Annotated in this window: 16 protein-coding genes; 6 read left to right on the top strand and 10 right to left on the bottom strand. The window is 67.7% G+C overall.

Translation table 11 applies throughout. The annotated features are described in order from the left end of the window. Positions 1–95: 95 nt before the first annotated feature. Positions 96–1,028: a thymidylate synthase gene (gene thyA, locus GGR43_RS02755; RefSeq protein ID WP_188070807.1), complete on the bottom strand. Its 933-nt coding sequence runs from the start codon at positions 1,026–1,028 to the stop codon at positions 96–98. Between the two features lie 70 nt (positions 1,029–1,098). Then, entirely contained in the window at positions 1,099–2,463 is a 1,365-nt protein-coding gene (locus GGR43_RS02750; RefSeq protein WP_188070428.1) for an oligosaccharide flippase family protein, read from the bottom strand. Between the two features lie 208 nt (positions 2,464–2,671). Here GGR43_RS02750 and GGR43_RS02745 point away from each other — a divergent pair, with 208 nt between their 5' ends. Next, complete coding sequence (locus GGR43_RS02745) at positions 2,672–3,700, top strand: acyltransferase family protein (protein WP_188070427.1); 1,029 nt, start codon at positions 2,672–2,674, stop codon at positions 3,698–3,700. A gap of 99 nt (positions 3,701–3,799) precedes the next feature. Here GGR43_RS02745 and GGR43_RS02740 read toward each other — a convergent pair whose 3' ends face one another. The 5 genes from GGR43_RS02740 to GGR43_RS02720 all read right to left on the bottom strand — a co-directional run bounded on the left by GGR43_RS02740 (position 3,800) and on the right by GGR43_RS02720 (position 9,577). Beyond that, positions 3,800–4,975, bottom strand: coding sequence for a glycosyltransferase family 4 protein (locus GGR43_RS02740; protein ID WP_188070426.1), 1,176 nt, complete (start codon positions 4,973–4,975; stop codon positions 3,800–3,802). After that, complete coding sequence (locus GGR43_RS02735) at positions 4,968–5,720, bottom strand: polysaccharide lyase family 20 protein (RefSeq protein WP_188070425.1); 753 nt, start codon at positions 5,718–5,720, stop codon at positions 4,968–4,970. Before GGR43_RS02735 ends, GGR43_RS02740 begins: the two co-directional genes overlap by 8 nt. A gap of 2 nt (positions 5,721–5,722) precedes the next feature. Beyond that, positions 5,723–6,976, bottom strand: a complete 1,254-nt coding sequence (locus tag GGR43_RS02730; RefSeq protein ID WP_188070424.1) for an O-antigen ligase family protein — start codon at positions 6,974–6,976, stop codon at positions 5,723–5,725. A 117-nt stretch (positions 6,977–7,093) separates the two neighbouring features. Continuing rightward, the gene (locus GGR43_RS02725) at positions 7,094–8,566 is read right to left on the bottom strand and encodes an oligosaccharide flippase family protein (RefSeq protein ID WP_188070423.1); all 1,473 of its coding nucleotides are present in this window, start codon (positions 8,564–8,566) and stop codon (positions 7,094–7,096) included. Further along, the gene (locus GGR43_RS02720; RefSeq protein WP_188070422.1) at positions 8,567–9,577 is read right to left on the bottom strand and encodes a glycosyltransferase family 2 protein; all 1,011 of its coding nucleotides are present in this window, start codon (positions 9,575–9,577) and stop codon (positions 8,567–8,569) included. A gap of 173 nt (positions 9,578–9,750) precedes the next feature. Between GGR43_RS02720 and GGR43_RS02715 the strand changes: the two genes are divergently transcribed. The 4 genes from GGR43_RS02715 to GGR43_RS02700 all read left to right on the top strand — a co-directional run bounded on the left by GGR43_RS02715 (position 9,751) and on the right by GGR43_RS02700 (position 14,371). Further along, a complete protein-coding gene (locus GGR43_RS02715) occupies positions 9,751–10,911 on the top strand; it encodes a glycosyltransferase (protein ID WP_223177264.1) in 1,161 nt (386 codons plus the stop codon). Positions 10,912–10,984: 73 nt separating this feature from the next. Further along, positions 10,985–12,286 (top strand): O-antigen ligase family protein, encoded by a 1,302-nt coding sequence (locus GGR43_RS02710; protein ID WP_188070420.1) that lies wholly within the window; start codon positions 10,985–10,987, stop codon positions 12,284–12,286. A gap of 23 nt (positions 12,287–12,309) precedes the next feature. Then, the gene (locus GGR43_RS23480; protein WP_188070419.1) at positions 12,310–13,467 is read left to right on the top strand and encodes a glycosyltransferase family 4 protein; all 1,158 of its coding nucleotides are present in this window, start codon (positions 12,310–12,312) and stop codon (positions 13,465–13,467) included. Positions 13,468–13,546: 79 nt separating this feature from the next. Next, positions 13,547–14,371: a transglutaminase-like cysteine peptidase gene (locus GGR43_RS02700; protein WP_188070418.1), complete on the top strand. Its 825-nt coding sequence runs from the start codon at positions 13,547–13,549 to the stop codon at positions 14,369–14,371. 15 nt (positions 14,372–14,386) lie between these two features. On the opposite strand, the gene GGR43_RS02695 is transcribed toward GGR43_RS02700, so the two are convergent. Genes GGR43_RS02695 through GGR43_RS02685 form a run of 3 tightly spaced genes read right to left on the bottom strand, consistent with a single transcriptional unit; the run spans position 14,387 to position 16,384 of the window. Continuing rightward, positions 14,387–15,490 (bottom strand): glycosyltransferase family 4 protein, encoded by a 1,104-nt coding sequence (locus tag GGR43_RS02695; RefSeq protein ID WP_188070417.1) that lies wholly within the window; start codon positions 15,488–15,490, stop codon positions 14,387–14,389. 13 nt (positions 15,491–15,503) lie between these two features. After that, positions 15,504–15,992, bottom strand: coding sequence for a glycosyltransferase (locus tag GGR43_RS02690; protein WP_188070416.1), 489 nt, complete (start codon positions 15,990–15,992; stop codon positions 15,504–15,506). Continuing rightward, positions 15,989–16,384, bottom strand: coding sequence for a glycosyltransferase family protein (locus tag GGR43_RS02685; protein WP_188070415.1), 396 nt, complete (start codon positions 16,382–16,384; stop codon positions 15,989–15,991). The genes GGR43_RS02690 and GGR43_RS02685 overlap by 4 nt, the downstream gene beginning before the upstream one ends. 269 nt (positions 16,385–16,653) lie before the next feature. Here GGR43_RS02685 and GGR43_RS02680 point away from each other — a divergent pair, with 269 nt between their 5' ends. Continuing rightward, positions 16,654–17,670 (top strand): glycosyltransferase family protein, encoded by a 1,017-nt coding sequence (locus tag GGR43_RS02680; protein WP_188070414.1) that lies wholly within the window; start codon positions 16,654–16,656, stop codon positions 17,668–17,670. Positions 17,671–17,685: the final 15 nt, after the last annotated feature.

The following is a 17,685-nucleotide window of genomic DNA, read 5'->3' as shown; positions in this document are numbered from 1 at the left end:
CCCCGAAGCGTACGGGCGCCTGCTCCCCATTCTCGCAGCGATCCCCTTCGCCGCAATCGGGGGCCGCGCCTGCCGTCGCGCGGCCCTGCGGCCTCCTACACGGCGACCGGCGCCGCGATATGGGCCTGCGGCGCATAATCCGTCACCTCGAAATCCTCGATCCGATAGTCGAAGATGCTGTCCGGCCGCCGGTTGATGCGCAGCTTCGGCGCGCCGCCGGGCGTGCGGGACAATTGCTCGTCCACCAGCGCGGCATGGTTGAGATAGAGGTGCACGTCCCCGCCCTGCCAGACGATCTCGCCCGGCTCCAGATCGCATTGCTGCGCCAGCATCCGGGTAATCAGCGCCAGGCCGAAGATGTTGAACGGCACCCCCAGCACCAGATCGGCGCTGCGCTGGAACAAGAGGCCGGACAGCCGCCCGCCCGACACGTGGAACTGATAGGTCATGTGGCAGGGCGGCAGCGCCATCCCGGCGATCTCCGCGACGTTCCAGCCGGTGAACAGCAGGCGGCGCGATCCGGGGTTGGCGCGGATCGCCTCGACCAGATCGGCGATCTGGTTATGCCCCTGCTCGGCCCGGCGATAAAGGCCGTCGCCCGCCGCCTCATAGCGCGGCCAGTTCACCCATTGCGCGCCATAGACCGGCCCCAGATCGCCCCATTGCTCGGCAAAGGCGGGGTCGGCGACGATTCGCGCCTCGAACGCGTCGCGCTCGATCTCTTCCCCCGTTGCGCGGCGATATTTGTCGAGCGGCCAGTCGGTCCAGATGTGCACGCCCTGCTCCACCAGCGGGCGGATATTGGTGTTCCCGGTGAGGAACCAGAGCATTTCCCGCACGGCGACCTTCCAATAGACGCGCTTGGTCGTCAGCAGCGGCACCGCATCGTCGCGCAGGGAAAAGCGCATCTGCGCGCCGAACACCGACCGGGTGCCCACGCCCGTCCGGTCCACGCGCTCGTCGCCCGTGTCCCGGATTTGGCGCATCAGGTCGAGATATTGCTGCTCATAATGTGCTGGACCCGCCACGTCGTTCCTTTCCCCGCTCACCGATGCCCTTCCCCATGCGCCGTTTGCGCGGGGAGCGTCAACCGCCCTGTCACAACCCGGCCCATGGAACGCCCAGCCCCAGCCTGTGGCGCGCGGCCGTCAGCGCGCCGACGACGATCAGGAACAGCAGCGTCCCGCCCGTATCCTGCCGCCCGAAGGCGATGCCGAGCGCGCGCTGGCGCAGGCTCGCAAGGCTCATGTGGAGGAAGCGCCCCGCCTCGCTCGCCACCAGCGCGGCGGTCGCGCCGGCAAGGCCGTAATGGTGGAAACCCGGCGGCATGAAGAGGCACAGCAGTGCGATGCGCACGCCATTGGCGTAGCTGATGGTGCTGGCCTTGCCCAGCCCCAGCAACGCGACCTCGTTGAGCTGCGCCAGCACCGTGCACCATGCGGAGAGGAGCAGCAGGAAGAGGATCGGCCCGGCGGCGCGATAGCGGTCGTCATAGAGGATATCGATCGCGATGTCGGCCCCGGATGCGACGGCGCCGATCCCGCCGGCCGCCACCGCCACGATCAGCAGGCGGACACGGGCGAATTCCCGCAGCGCGGCTTCGTCGCGGCTCGCCTTCAGCCGGGCGATCAGCGGAAAGAACACGCGATAGCCCAGCCGCCCGGCGAGGCTGCCCGGCAGGTCGGAGATGTTGCGCGCGATGCCGTAAAGCCCCAGCGCCTGCATCGGAGCCATCCGGCCGATGAACAGGCGGTCGATATAGGTCGACGCGTAGTTGAGCAGCGAGGACGCCATGATCCATTTGCCGAAGCCGAGAATCTCGCGCACATGCTGCCGGTCCAGCAGCAGGCGGTGCGCCGGGTGCGGCAGGCGATAGCTCAGCGCGGAGCGGGCGGCGATCGACAGCAGCATGCCCCAGATCAGCGCCCAGACCGTCGGCATCAGCAGCGCCAGCCCGACGCAGAGCAGGAAATTGATGACCTCCGCCTGCAATTCGAACAGGTTGCGGCGGCGCACCTCCAGGGTCTTGACCAGCACGAAGATCGATGTCGAGGCCAGTGAATTGAGCAGCGGCGCGCAACTGACGACGAGGAAGATCGTGGGATCGAGCCGGTAAACGGCGCTGAGCCAGGGTGAGAGGGCCGCGAACAGCAGCGACAGCAACAGCCCGCGCACGATCTGCATCGTCCAGGCGGTGTTGAAGAAGCGCGGCGTCAGGCCGTGGCGGTGATTGACGATATTCTGCTCGATGCCGACATCGGTCAGCAATTCCATACCGATGCGGATGCTCTGCACCACCACCATGACGCCGAAGATTTCCGGCGCCAGCAGCCGCGCCAGCAGGACGGTGGACGCGATCTTCAACAGGAAGGAAGCGCCGAAGGCGCCCGCCGTCCACATGATCTTGTGCAACAGCGAAGTCCGCTCGCCGCCGCCCGCCGCCGCCGATCCGCCTTCAGTCATGGAAAGGCCGCTTCCTGATCAACCGCTCACTATCCTTGCCCCTCGGACCGGCATTCGCCCTAACCCACTCGCTCCTCTTCGCCAAGAGGCCCTCTTGCCGGACGAAGGCGGCTGACCCAAAACAGGATGCTGCCGCCGCGCCGCGCTTGACAGGGCGAAAACCGGGCTGTCATAGCCGGGAAGGCGAACGGGACGGGAGCGTGCGGCGTTGAAAATCCGGTCGATACACTATTGGCGGGTGGTCGCCGCGCTGATGGTCGTCGTCGCCCATACCCTGCTGCATCCCCTGCCCTTCCCCACCCCCTCGCTGCGGCGGCTCGGTTCCTTCGGCGTGCTGCTGTTCTTCGTCATCAGCGGCTTCATCATGGTCTACACGACCGGCAAGGCGAATTTCGACCCGTGGAGATTTTTGCGCCGCCGCATGGAGCGCATCGTGCCGCTCTACTGGCTGGTGACCTTCGCCGTCGCGGCCCTTGCCATCGCCGCGCCCTGGCTGCTCAAGAATACGGAATTTTCCGTCCGCCAGCTGATCCTGTCCTGCCTGTTCATCCCCTATGCGCGCGGCGACGGGGAGATCGTGCCGCTGATGAAGCTGGGCTGGTCGCTCAATTACGAGATGTTCTTCTATCTGGTCTTCGCCTGCGCCAGCCGGCTGCGGGCGGCGGCGCGGGTGGCGGCGGTCACCGGCGTCTTCCTGCTGCTGGTGCTGTTGGGCACGGCGATTGGCGGCGGCGGCGCCATCGTCACCTTCTTCACCCAGCCGGTGATCCTCTCCTTCTGCGTCGGCATGGGAATCGGCCTCTGGTATCTGCACGGCGGCATGGACAGGGGGAGCCCGGCGGCGCCGGTGCTCGCAATCGCGGCGGCGGGGCTGATCGCCGCGGGGTTCCTCATCCCCACCGCCAGCGCGATCAATCCGGCGACGGACGGCCTCTTCACGCTGGCGGCGGCGGCCATGCTCGTCCTCGGCCTGCGCGTCGAACACAGGCTTCCGGCCTCGCCGGCGGGGCTGCTGCTGGGCGATGCGTCCTACGCCATGTATCTGGTGCACATGTATGTGGTGGGCGCCGTCATCCTGGTCGGCCAGCGGCTGGGGCATGGCTCCGCCGCCCTCGACCTGCTGCTGACGATCGGCATCACGATCGCCGCTTCGGTCCTCATCCATCTGCGGATCGAACGGCCCATCGGCAAGGCGCTGCGCGGCTGGCGTCCCCGACCCGCCATGGCGCTGGGCTAGAGCATCGTGCGCAAAAGTGGGAACCGGTTTTGCGCTTAAAACGATGCGAAAACAAAAAACTAGAGCGCGCGGCCTGCATCCGATTAAATACAGCGTGCTCTAGGCCAACAGCTGCCGCGCCAATTCCCCGAAGCGCGCGCCGATCCGTTTCCAGCCATAGCGGTCCAGCATATGGTCCCGATAACGCAGGGCGCTGCTTTCCCACTCGTCATAGGGGCGCTGGAAATAGGAGAGGATCGCCGCGCCGACGCTCTCGCCCGTCACCGGCTGGGCGATGGGGGAACAGGGCATGCCTTCGGCCATCAGCGAGGCGATGCCCCCCGCCGCCGACGCGATGACCGGCCGCGCATGGCCGCCCGCGACCATCGCCACGCCGCTTTGCGAATGAAAATCCTTGTACGGCATCAGCAGCGCATCGCACCGCGCGATCAGATCCGGCAGGGCTTCCTCGCCGACATAGCCGACCTCCAGATCGACCGCATCGCCGGCGGCCTCGGCGGCGTGGCGAATCTCGGCCAGATAGGCCGCCTCGTCCCGGTGCCCGCCGCCCCGGATCAGCAGCGCGAGCGGCCCGGCCATCGCCGCGCGGGCGAGCCGGACGCCCTCGATCGCCTCGACTATCCCCTTGTTGGACCGCAGCGTGCCGAACAGCAGCAGCACCCCCTGCCGGGGCAAGGGCGCCGCCCGGTCGGCCGCGACGATGCCATGGTCGATCACCGCGACAGGGCCACGAAAATCCGGCAATTCCCGCATCAGCACTTCGCGCGTCGGCTCGCTCAGCACCACCAGCGCATGGGACAGCCGGTGCGTCCCATGCCATGCCGCCCGTTCCACGGCGCGCAGAAAGGGCGGGAGATGCCAGGCATGCGGCAGCGGATCGTGCACGACGAAAATGATCCGCGCCCCGCTCAATCGCAGCAGCAGCAGCATCGCCAGCGCAAAGGGCAAGGGGTCCATGATCGTGACGACGAACACCCTGTTGGCCAGACGCGCCCGCGCCAGCAGCAGGAAACCGGCGGCGATCCGGCTGAGGCTGAGCACGGCATTGCGCAGCCGCCCGGCGCCCGGCCGCTCATGCGGCTGGCGCAGGCGGCGCAACCCGTCCATCGGGCGCTCCAGCTTCGGGTCGGAAGAGCGGGGCGCGACGAACGTCACCTCCAGCCCCGCCTCGGCCATGCCGCGCGCCAGTTCGCTGGCGTAGAGGCCGGTCCCCGATGCCCGCCATGCGCGGGTGAAGAGGCAGAGCCGCATCGGGGAAGCCGCCGCGCTATCCATCGATCGAGGCTGTCGGCCGCAAGGCCAGATCGCGCACGGTCATCGCATAGCTTTCGGGCGCGCTCGCCCGATAGACGCCGATCTTGAAATAGGGGCCCTGCCGGTCGTTGAACCCGAACGGCCCGTCGTGAGAGGCGATCAGGCGGTCGTCCCGCCAGACGCGGACGGCCCCGGTCCCGCCCCGGTCGAACCGCACCCTTATCTTCATCCGATAGGGATGGCCCCGGCGGATATCCTCCTTGTCCTTGTACAACGGAATATACAGGAAGCCGTCCGGCGGCGTGATCTCGACCGGGGAGGACCGCGCCGCGATGACCATCTTCTCTCCCTCCATATACAGGCCGAAGGGCGGGCTGTGCCCCTGTTCGCCGGGGTCGAAGGTCGACTGGATCTGCGCCAGCGTCATCCATTTCGCGCTGTTCGCCGCGCCCGGCGCGATTTCCAGGCTGAAGCCGATCTCGTAGGTCTGACCGAAGGCCAGCTTCATCCGGTCATAGGCTTCGGACCGTTCCTTGCTCTCGGCTCCCATGTCGCCGGGCAGTTGGTCGCCCTGCCGCACCTCGAAACGGTAGCCGCGCTCGACCGGGGTCGCGCTCCACGCCGCATCGACATTCTGGAAGGAGAGATCAGGCGTTGCGGGCGCACCGGAAGGCTGCGCCTGATCGGGCATCAGCGCATGGCAGGCCGCCGCGACCGACAACCCGGCAACCAGCGCGATCAGACCGTGGAAATAGCTTTTCCGCATGCTCACTCCTCGCCGCCATGGCCTTCATCGGGTCCGGTCCGCCGCATCCGGGGCTGCGGCTTGAACGCAAGCGGATGAAGGCCGGTGCTCCCCACCGGTTTCACCCGGCGCAGCTGGATCCATCCCGCGAACATGAACGCGACAAAAAGGCTATTGTTTTCAATCATGAAGGAGGGGCTTATAATTCCCTGAATGCCGTACACCATCGCTATCATGTGAAGCGCCATTCTTTCGGGATGGGTCGAGCCGAAGCGGATCGGCAGGCGCTGCACGATCATGAACCAGGTCAGCAGCACATAGACCGCCAGCCCGCCGATGCCGAAAACGAACAGCGGCCCGATCGGCCCCAGATCGGTGGGATAGACCGAATAGAAGCTCGGCGAGCGCAGATAGGATTGCAGCGCCATGTTGCTGCCCGCGACACCCACGCCGGTCAGCCAGTGATCCAGCACGAACGGGGTGATGTGGCGATAGGCGAGCAGGCGGGCGAACCCGGACGCATCGTCGACGAAATAGGCGAAGGGTTCCCAGTCGGGAATGACAAGACCCGCCAGCAGCACCAGATAGGCCGCGACCAGCACCCCGAAGATCAGCCAGCGCACCAGCGGATTGAGCAGCCGGGCGGACCGCATCACCAGCACCAGCAGGAAGATGACGAGGAACGTTCGGTAATTGCTGAGCCAGATCGCCAGCACGGAAAGAGCCATCAGCGGTATCCGCACGATCAGGCTGCCCCTGCGCCATTCCATCATGAAGAAGAAGAGGAACGCGCCGAAGGCCGGGGCGAACAACAGGCGCACGCCGCGTTCATAATCGCCCTGCTTCAGGATATGCGCACCCGCGCTCTGCGCCGCGTTCATGATCTGGGAATAGCCCAGCGTATAGATCAGGACATAGGCGGCGGAGATCCAGACCAGATAGCGCAGGCTGCGGTCGATCGACACGCGCGAACGGGCGAGCGGCAGAAAGGCCAGCGCCGGGAAATAGGCGAAGATCGCGTTGAAATTCACCGCCGACCCCGACAGCCGGACGAAGTTGAGATGGGCGAGGACGAACATCGCTATCACCACGACCCCCGCGACGAAGGCCGGGAAATAGCGCTGGCCGGTCAGGCAGAGCGGCAGGAAGATCGCCACGGACGCCACCATCACGGCAAGGGCGAGCATATCCGCATCGGGATGGATCAGCTCGCCCAGCCCCGACGCCTTCAGCACCACCGCCACCAGCACGACGAACACGGCGCACCGCATCGCCATGCCGCCCGGCCGCTGCCTCCATCGAGAATTGCGCCTCAGAAACATTGCCGTCCCGTCGCCTTTCCGCCGCTATCCATCAGCGCCCGGCCGCCGGGCGGAAAGGGAAGGCTGGGGCCGTCATTGCGCTTTTCCCGGCAGGCGGGAACCGCGCGCAGGGCCACGCTCTCTTATCATGCCGCGCAGCTGATCCAGCAGCACATGCCGCAAAACCACAAGCCCGCCAAGCCAGAACGCCGCGCCCAGCGCGACCGCCGCGGCAAGGCTCGCCGGCGCAAGATCGGCGGCCCGCCGCCCGGCAAAGCAGACGAGCAGCAGCGCGGGCAGACAGGCGAGCAGCGTCAGCACGAGGCCGCGCCGATAGCAGCGGAGGAAATCCCGCCCGGTCGTGTCGGTCATCCGGTGCAGGTGCCGCCGGTACAGCGCCACCGCCAGCAGCGCATCGACGATCCGCACCGCCGCCGCCGCCTCCAGGCTGATGAAGCAGGCCGCGACGAACAGCGCGAAGGTCAGCGCCGAGCGGATATATTCTATGCGGGTGAGGATGGCGAGGCGATCCTTCGCGGCGAAAATCTCCCATGTCATGGAAATGGAGATCTGGATCATCGACGCGATCAGGATCATCGACAGCGCGGGCGCGGCGGGCACCCATTTCTCGCCGAAGATCAGCTTCAGCGCGGGCGCGGCCAGCACCGCCCCGCCGGCGAATACGGGCCAGAGCAGCCCGGTGGTGATGTCGAGGCTTTGCAGATAGCGGTCGCGCAGGGAGATGCCCTGCCGGTGCAGCCGCGCGAAATCGACCAGCATCACCCGGCCGATCAGCGTGTGCAGATTGACCCAGAGCACGGTGTTCAGCGAGCTGGCGCGGAAGAACAGGCCCATCGTTTCCAGCCCCTGCACGCGGGCAAGGGCGATTTCCGACAGGCGCGACGAGGCGGTGTTGACGCCCGCCACCGCCAGCATCTGCATGCCGAAACCGCCGATCCGCCGCCAGGAACGAAGGCTGAGGCGCAGCCGGATGAAAGGTGCGCCGAGAATATTGGTGAGGATCAGCGTCGCCGCGCCCGTCACCCACTGGCCATAGGGCACGCTCATATAGCTCCAGCCGCGCAGCGCCAGCAGGATCGTCGCCAGCGCCCCGGCCAGCGCGCCCGCAATGCCGATGACCGCGATGCGGGCGAACTGCCCCTCCCGCTCCATCCGGGCGGCGGGGAGGAAGAAGAAGATCGAGAAGAGCGGCGTCACCGCCATCGCCTGCAACACATGACGCACCCCCTCTTCCCGCAGGAACGCGCCGCCGAACAGCGCGAACAGCAGGATGGCGAGCGACAGCCCGATGGTGATGAGCGCGTTCATGGTGAAGGCGGTCGCCTCCACCGCCTCGCTCAGAACCTCCTCGCGGATGATGAGCGCCTTCAGCCCCGCCGCCTGGATCAGCGACAGCAGCGCGACCACCGACAGGGCGAAGGCGTAGATGCCCGCCTCATGGACCGACAGGCAGCGCGCCAGCACCACCTGCGCGACGAACTGGAACAGCACGGTCAGCAGCTGCGCGCCGCCCATCCAGGCGAAGGAGGACCGGACCGACCGCATTCAGCCTTCCTCTGCGCGCAGCGGCGGCGCCTCGGCCAGCGTCACCGCCGCCAGCGGCAGGGTCGGCGGGGTGCGGGGGCGCAGGAACCCGGCGATCGTCGCCAGCGCGATGCCGTTCCACGCCACGAAGGTATAACAGGCGAGCGGCAGCGACCGCCTGCGCGCCAGCAGGAACGCCAGCGGCAAGATCAGCAGGATCGCGCCCCAGGGCCAGAACGCCCCGGCCAGCAGCAGCGCGGCGAGCAGGCACCACCAGAAGATGACGACGAGGCTGTTGCGAATATGCCCGAAACCGCGCAGCAGCGCGGGAAACCACGGCTTGCCCAGCGCCGCGCGCGCCACCTGCCCGGCCCCGCCCGCATAGCCCGACCGCAGACGGCGCCACAAAAGGGCATAGCCCGGCATCGCATGGCCGAAATGATCGACCGCATGGATGGGAATGCGCGCCAGCCGCCACCCCGCCGAGCGCAGCCGCCAACCGAGGTCCAGCTCCTCGAACGCGCGCAGGTTGCGGTCGGCGAAATAGCCGACGCTTTCCACTGCGCTGCGCCGGTAGAGCCCGCCGCCGTCGAGATGGCCGACCGCCTCCCCCTGCGGCCGCAGCCGGGCGGCGGCCTGCGCGCGAATCGCGAATTCGGAATTGGCGATCGCCCGCTCGCGCAGTTCGCCGCCGACCCCGGCGATATCGGGGTTGCCTTCCAGATGGGCGATGGCGGCGGGCAGGAAGGCCGGGTCGAGCAGCATGTCGCCGTCGAGCAGGTAGAAATAGCGCCCCCGCGCCTCCTGAAAGGCGAGTTGCGCCCCCGCACCGCAGCAACGATCCTCGCGCCGGGCAAGCTGGACGATGCGCACCGGGAACTGCCGGGCGATCGCGACGGTCGCATCGTCCGATCCGCTGTCGGCGAGCAGCACTTCTCCCCCGCATAATCGCGCGGCGGCGACCGCATGGCGCAGGGTTTCGGCGATACGGTCCTGCTCGTTCAGCGCCTTTATGGCGACAGTCAGGGGCAATGGGCCGTCAGTCCGATCTGGTGCCACGCATCCCCGCATATGCTAAATCCGATATTGCTCTGCACTATGACAAGGCAAGAGGACTCGCAATCCCCTTGATGGAGCGCTAGGGCTTTGCATCCCGGAACGAGGCAGGTTTCGGACGAATGGCGGAGGGAGACACGGAAAAGGGCATGACGCACCCCGGCACCGGACCGAGCGCCGCCCCGGCGCGGCCGTCCCCCGTCATCCTGTTCGCCACCCATGCCGCCCCCGGCGGCATCCGCGAATTGTGGGAAAGCCTGGAAGAGGGCCTTGCCGCGCGCGGATACGACGCCCGGCTGTGGGCGCTCTACCGCCATGAGCAGGAAGAAGCGCCGGCGGACGGGCGAGAGCGCTGGTCCCATGTCGTGCCCCATTCGCGCGGCGGGCCATGGGGCGCGGCCCGGCGGATCGCCGCCCTCGCCGCCTGGCTGCGGCGCACGCGCCCCGCCGTCATCCTGTCGGCGATGCCGCTCGCCAATATAATGCTGGCGCCGCTGGTCCGCCTGTTCAGCCCCGCGACGAGAATCATCGAAACCCACCACACGCCGCTCGGCACCTATCATCCGCTGCTCCGCCGCCTTGCCCGCGCCAGCGGCAGGGCGCCGCAGGTCGCCACCATCCTCTGCGTGTCCCGCGCGGTCGCCCGCTCGCTCGATCTGCCGCCCGCGCTCGACACGGCGAAATGCCGCGTCGTTCCCAATGCGATGGCGCCCGGTGTCGAGGCGCAGCTGGCCGCGCTCGCCCCCGCGGGGCCGCGCAGCGCTTCGGGCGGGCTGGTCTGCGCGGTGGGGCGGCTGACCGAACAGAAGAATTTCCCGGCCCTGATCCGCGCCGCCGCCCTCGTCCCCGGCCTGCGGGTGGAGATCATCGGCGGCGGGCCGGACGAAGCGGCGCTCGCCGCGCTGATTGACGAACTGGGCGTTGCCGATCGCGTCAGCCTGCTCGGACAGCTTCCGCGCGCGCAGACGCTCGCGCGGCTGGCCCGCGCCGACATTTTCGTGCAGGTCAGCCGCTGGGAAGGGCACAGCCTCGCGCTGATCGAGGCCGCCAAGCTCGCCCTGCCGCTCGTCGTGTCGGATGTTCCGGTGCAGGTCGAAGGCATCACGGCGCGCGACGGAACGCGGTGCGGACTGATCGCCGCAGTGGACAATCCCGCCGAAATTGCCGAAAGGATAAGCATGCTGATCGACAGCCCCGACCATTACCGCCACTGGAGCGCGCTTTCCCGCAAGCTCGGCGGCGATCACGGTTTCGATGCGCTGTGCGACAGCTATGCCGCGCTGATCGAGCAGGCCGCCTTCCCCTCATGAAACGGCATCGCTCCCCCGGCTTCCGAGCCGCCCGCTGGCCCTCCTATTTCACGGACAAGGAATTCACCGCGTCATGAGCAGCCCCGAAGGCGAAAAAAGGAAAATCGGCGCGCCCGTCAACCAGGGACTGATGCAGGCGGGCTTCTTCCTCCTCGTCCTGCTCTCGCTTCTTTCCCCGTTCATGATCCTGTCGGATCTGCCGGGCATGGGCGAAAGCAGCCCGATACGGCAGATTTCCTATCTCGTCGTCTTCATCCTGCTGCTGGTCGCCGTCCGGCCGGATGCGGACCTGTCCCGCCTGCAACCGGTGCAATGGCCGATACTGGCGGCGCTCGCCTGGTGCTGGCTGAGCCTCGTCTGGGCGATCGACAAGGGCTCGGCCATCCGGCACCTGATCCTCACCACCATCGTGCTGTGGAGCATCTTTCTCTGCGTCGCGCATCTGAAGCTCGACCAGTTGCTGCTGCTCGTCCGCGCCGCGCTGCTCCTTCTCGTTGCGCTCAACTATCTCGTGCTGCTGGTCGATCCGGGCTTTGCGATCCACTCGACCAACGACATGATCGAATTGCGGCTCGCGGGCGACTGGCGCGGGATGATGATGCACAAGAACTATGCCGGGGCGCTGATGGCGATGGCGGTCCTGTTCTTCACCTTCCACGCTCGCGGAATGTGGCCCGCATTGCGCATCGGCGCGATCGCGGCGGCGGGCTTCTTCCTGCTGCATTCCACGTCCAAGACCTCGGTCGGCATGGTCGTCACCGCGATACTGGTCGGCCTTCTGATGCGGCATTACCGTTTCCGCTACCGGCCGCTGATGGTCTGCCTGCTGACGAGCCTCGGCATCGGGGTGGTCGTGCTCAATTTCATCTATCACAACCCGCTGAAGCAGCAATGGTCGAAGCCGGACATGTTCACCGGGCGCACGCTGATCTGGGACATGATGGTGCGCTATTGGCAGGACCACCCGTGGCTCGGGTCGGGGTTCGGTTCCTTCTGGAACATCGGCGACAATTCCCCCGTCTATAAATATGGCAAGGGCTGGGTGACGACCATCGGCACCGGCCATAACGGCTATCTCGACCTGCTGGTGCAGACCGGCATCATCGGCGCGGTGCTGGTGATCGGCGCCTGCATGGTCTGGCCGCTGGTCCGCCTGCTGCTGGGCAAGTCCAACAGCGGGGAGCGCGCGGCGTTGCTGACGGCGGTGATGGTGTTCTGCATCGGCCATAACTTCACCGAATCCTCGATCTTCGACCGCGACGCGATCATCAATATGTTCCTGATGCTGACCGTCGCGCTCATCCTGAAGGGGGAAGGCCAGCCCTCGCGCCGGGTATCGGGCTTCTCCTTCCACCGCTCCGTGGCGGCGACATAGGCGCGGCGGCGGGGGCAAGGCGGGTGAAAAGGCTTCTCGTCGTCCAATATGCCGGGGATTATCGCCAGGCATGGCGGCAGATCGCGGAATCCGGAACGGAAAACTATCAGGCGCATCGCTATGTGCTCGACAGCATGGCGGGGCTGGCGCGCGATCATGGCGCGGCGGGGCTGCTCTGCTGCCGGACGGAGGAGCGCTATAGCGAGGTCCTGCCCAACGGCGTGACGGTGATCGGCGGCGCGGCGAGCGCGGACCGCGACTGGCGCGACATCGCCGGGCTGATCGAGGCCTTTGCCCCCACCCATCTCGTCCTGCACGGCCCGATGACCCGGCTGCTCGCCTGGACGCTGCAACGCCCCTGGCGGCTGGCCTGCATCTTCGCCGATTCCTTCGAGATCAGCTGGCTGCGCCGCCGCCTGATATATGGCGCGCTGCCCGCGCTGCTGAACCGGCCCAAGGTGGAATGGGTCGCCAATCACGGCGAAAATGCCTGCCGGTCGCTGCGCGCGATCGGCGTCGACCCCGCGAAGATCCGCGTGTGGGACTTCCCCCATGACCGCAAGCCGCACGACCTGCCGCCCCGCACGGGGCCGGGCGATCCCCCCTATGTGATGCTGTATGTCGGCGCGTTGCTCGCTTCCAAGGGGGTAGGCGACCTTATCCGCGCCGTCGCCCTGCTGCGCGGGCGCGGCCTTCCGGTCGAGGCCCGCATCGTCGGCGGCGGGGATCGCGCCCGGTTCGAAGCGCTGGCGCGCAGATGCGGCATTGCCGGTCATGTCCACTTCACCGGCACCCTGCCCAATGCGCAGGTCGCCGAGGAAATGCGGCGCGCCGCGCTGGTCGCCGTGCCGAGCAGGCACAGCTATCCCGAAGGTTTCCCGCTCACCGTCTATGAAGCGCTCTGCTCGCGCACGCCGATCGTGGCGTCGGATCATCCGATGTTCGCGGGCCATCTGGTCGACGGGCGCACCGCGACCGTCCATGCCGAGCGCAATCCCCGCTCCCTCGCCCTCACCGCCGAGCGGCTGCTGACGGACGCGCCGCTTTATGAGGCGCTGTCGCGGGCGGCCCCCGCCTGCTGGGAAGGATTGCAGACCGACCGCAAATGGGGCGACCTGCTGGCCGACTGGCTTTCCTGCGATAACGGGGCTGCGGCCGGGGGTGACGCAAAAACAGGGTGAAACGGGCGTTAATTAGAACGTTTAGGCCAATATAGGGATTTGGAAGTCATTTTTCTTCGTGGGGGCGCGGAGAAAAAATATGAATTCCACATCCGCCTTGTATCTGAACGCCATTGCGGTGGCCGGCGCGGCCTTGCTGCCGGTTCCGGCGCTGGCCGGCAATGCCGCCCCCGCCTTTCTGCCCATCGGCGAGATGGCGGACGCGCCGGCGGGCTTTGCCGAAATGTGCGAAAGAGACGCTTTCCTCTGCGATCTGGGCCGGGACGACAGCCTTGCCGATGCGGCGGGCATCCGGTTCGCGCGGGCCGAAGCGGGCATTGGCGGCGATCCGTCGCTGTCCCCCACCGGCGCCATCCGACAGGCGAACGGCAAGGCCGATCGCGGTGAAGCCACCGCGCCGGAAGCCGATCAGGCCCCGATCATCGTCATGGCGCCGCCCGCGCACGATGGGGAGCCCTCACGCAAGCAGCTGTTCAAGATGCTCAAGCAGGTCAATGCGCGGGTGAACCGGGAAATCTATCCGATGGTCGACGAGCGCATCTACGGCGTCGGCGAATATTGGCAGCGGCCGGACCAGAGCCGCCCGATGGGCGATTGCGAGGATTATGCGATAGAAAAGCGCGTGCGCCTGATGGATCAGGGCTTTCCCGCCTCGCGCCTGTTCTACGCGGTGGTCTATCATCCGACCAAGGGGCTGCACACCGTGCTGGTCGCCCGCCTGCCGGACGGCGACTTCATTCTGGACAATATGACGCCGCATATCGTGCGGTGGTCGCAGGCGCGCTTCTCCTGGCTGCGCCAGCAATTGCCGGGCCAGCCCGATCTCTGGGCACGGATCGGCGGCGCGCGGCCGGAAGCGAGCTACGCCCGCGCGGACAACGCCGCTGGCGGCGGGGCGGGCTGAACGCCCCGCTCTCTCCTACCGCGCCAGCGCGCGATAGAGCGCGGCGAAGCTGTCGGCCCCGGCGCGGATCGAGAACACGCGTTGCTGGCGCTCGCGCCCAGCATGGCCCATGCGGCGGCGGCGCTCCGGGTCGGCGAGCAGCGTTTCCAGCGCCCCGGCCAGCGCCTCCGCATCGCCGGGCGGCACCAGCAGCCCGGTTTCGCCCTCGATCACCTGTTCGGGAATGGCGCCGATGCGGGTCGACAGCACCGGCATCGCGCAGGCCATCGCCTCCAATATCGACATGGGCTGGTTTTCCTGCCGCGAGGGCAGGATATAGATATCGCCCTTCCGCAATATGGCGTCCACCTCGGCGGGGCCGACCCAGCCGACGAAATCGACTCGCCCGGCCAGCCCAAGCTCTTGCGCCCGGCGGCGCGCCTTGTCGACCTCCCCATTGCCGCCGATGATCGCGCGCCACGGCCGGGTCCTTATCCTCTCGCTCGACAGCGCCTCCAGCAGGACGTCGGTGCCCTTCCTCTCGCCGACGATGCCCAGCACGACCAGCACCGGCGGCGTCCCTTCCGGGCTGCCCGGCGAGGGCGGCCGGTCGGCGACCCCGTTGGCGATGCGGTGGACCTTTCCGGGCGGCACGCCCATCGCCTCGACAAGGAAGCCCGCCCAATGCCCGCCCATCGCCACCACCGCGTCGGCCCCGCGGAAAAACGCGGCGACCGCCCCTTGCCGGGCGGGGCCCAGCCCTCCGAACCATTCGTCATAGCCGCTGCCGTGCAGGTGCAGCACCAGCCTCGCGCCGAAGCATCGCGCGACACGGGCGAACAGCATCTTGCGCCAGGTCGATCCGCGCGGGGCGATGTTGACATGGGCGACGTCCACCTTCCCCGCCGCACAGAGCGCGGTAAAGCGCGCCAGCGCAAGGGGCACGGAAAGATGGTTGAGCAGGGGCCGCTCCGTCAGCCGCGCCGCATGCCGGCACGCGCGGATATCCGGGTGCCTCCGCTTCAGCTCCTCGTCCAGATTGGCCATGATGCGGCCGATGCCCCCGCGCGAGGCCGCACCCTCGGACAGCAGCAGCGCGACGCCGACCGGCTTTTCCCCAGGCTCGCCCGCCCCCTGCATGGCTGCCCCGGCCTTAGCGCCCGCGCTGGCCGAGCAGGCGGATATGCCCGGCCACGCGATCGAGCAGGTCCTGATGCGCGGCGAGCACCGCATCCCCTTCGGGCCGGGCGAGGTCCTGTTTCAGATAGGCGGAGATTTCCGCCGCATCCTGCGCGACATAGACGCCGCGCCGCCCCTCTAGCGACCCGATCGTCGCCATCTGGTGATCGTTGCGATGCTCGCCGAGCTCCGCCCTGCGCGGAAAGAGGATGACGGGCTTGCCGGTCTTGCGGGCGTTGAGCACCGTGCCGATCCCGGCATGGGAGATGATGAGCCGCGTGTCGGTCAGCAGGCGGTCGAACCGCACCGGCTCGATGAAGCGGTGCCATTCCATATGGGCGGGCCGATAGCTGCCGTCGCCGATCTGCGCCACGAAGGGTTCGTCCGTCTCGGCCGCCAGCGCATCGACGATGCGGATCAGCCGGTCGAACGGCAACTGGGTTCCGACGGTGACGAGTATCAAAGCAGCGCCCCGGCATATTCCGGCCCCGCATCGCCGGAAAGATGCTCCCACTGCGTCATCCAGCGGTCGGCGAACAGCCCGGCGCAGCGCCCGCTCATCGACAGGCGGCCGCTATTGGCGACGCTGTCGAGCCAGATGGTGCGCGCGCCGCTCATCCGCCCGCAGACCAGCACGAGCAGCCCCGGCAGCGCGCCGGTCGTGACGATGACGTCGGGCCGCACCTGCCGCACCAGACGCCAGGCGCGAAAACAGCAGCGGAGCACGCGCAGCGGGCGGCTGCGGTTGCTTTCGGGCAGGTCCAGCACATCGGGAATGGCGTGCCTTTCCCCCAATTGCGGATTGGACGTCGCATAAGTGACGGAAAATTTCTCAAGCGCGGGACGGAGCAGCATCAATTGCTCCCAATGTCCTCCGGCAGAAGAAACGGCCAGCACCCTGATCCGCCTGTCTTCGTCATCGCAGAGGTTACTCAAACAGACCCTTTCCCGGTTTCGCTGGCGGCGGCATTGCCGTTAAAGCCCCATGCACGGCGCAGGATAGACCAGCCGCCGGTGCAGCACAACCGATCCCGACAGGGCGCCACTGTCCTGCGATGAACCAATCGGGACCGGCGCCGTCGATGGCGATTGCGCCGCGCGCGGGAAATTGCTTCAAAGGCCGCATGCCCAAAACCCTCGTCGTCATCGTGAACTGGAATGGCTGGCGCGACAGCATCGCCTGCATCCGCTCCTGCCTGATGCTGGACCGGCCGGTCCGCATCATGCTGTGCGACAATGACTCGGCGGACGGGTCGGTGGACCAGATCCTCGCCTGGGCGAAGGGAGAGGGCGCGCCGCCGGACGCCGCCGCGCCCGTGTCGCTGGACCCCGGCAAAAGGCCGGACGGCGTCGCGCTGATGGAACGGGCCGCCGCCGAACGGGGCGACGACGGCGGCGGCGCGCAGTTGCTGATCGTGCGGACGGGCGGCAATCTCGGTTTTGCGGGCGGCAACAATATCGGCCTGCGCTGGGCGCTGGCGCGCGATTACGACCATGCATGGCTGCTCAACAACGACGCGGTGGCCGCGCCCGATGCGCTGTCCGCGCTGGTCCGGGCGATGGAGGCCCAGCCCGCGCCGGGCATGGCGGGATCGATCCTGCTCGATTTCGAACGGCCCGACCGGGTTCAGGCGCTGGCGGGCGCGATGCGGCGCAAGACCTTCAAGGCGCGCCATCTCGGCACCGGCCTGCCCGCGCGGGAAGCGGAGCGCGCCGATGTCGCCGCGCTGCTGCGGCCGGGCGAGTTCCTCTATCCGGTGGGGGCGTCGATGCTGGTCAGCCGCGATTTCCTGACGCGCGTCGGCCTGATGCGGGAGGATTATTTTCTCTATCATGAGGAAGCCGACTGGGTGCTGCGCGGCGAAGGACTGTTCCCGCTTGCCATCGCGACGGACAGCCGCGTCTATCATCACATGGGGGCGAGCACCGGCTTCACCGAAAATGCAATGTCGCGCGGCGCGGCGGGCTATCTCTATCGCAGCCGCCTGCTGCTCGCCCGTCATTTCGCGCCCCGCAACATGCCCTTCGTGATCCTGCGCATGCTGAAGGACGCCGCCCATGCGGTGCGCCACGGCAATGGCGCACGGGCGCAGGGCATCTTGCGCGCGCTGCTGGGCCGGGTGCGGCCTCCGCAGGGTTAAGCTCACTCGCCGCGC

It is taken from the genome of Sphingobium jiangsuense (genome assembly GCF_014196495.1).
GTDB lineage: Bacteria > Pseudomonadota > Alphaproteobacteria > Sphingomonadales > Sphingomonadaceae > Sphingobium > Sphingobium jiangsuense.
This window is presented reverse-complemented; position numbering and strand designations above follow the sequence as displayed.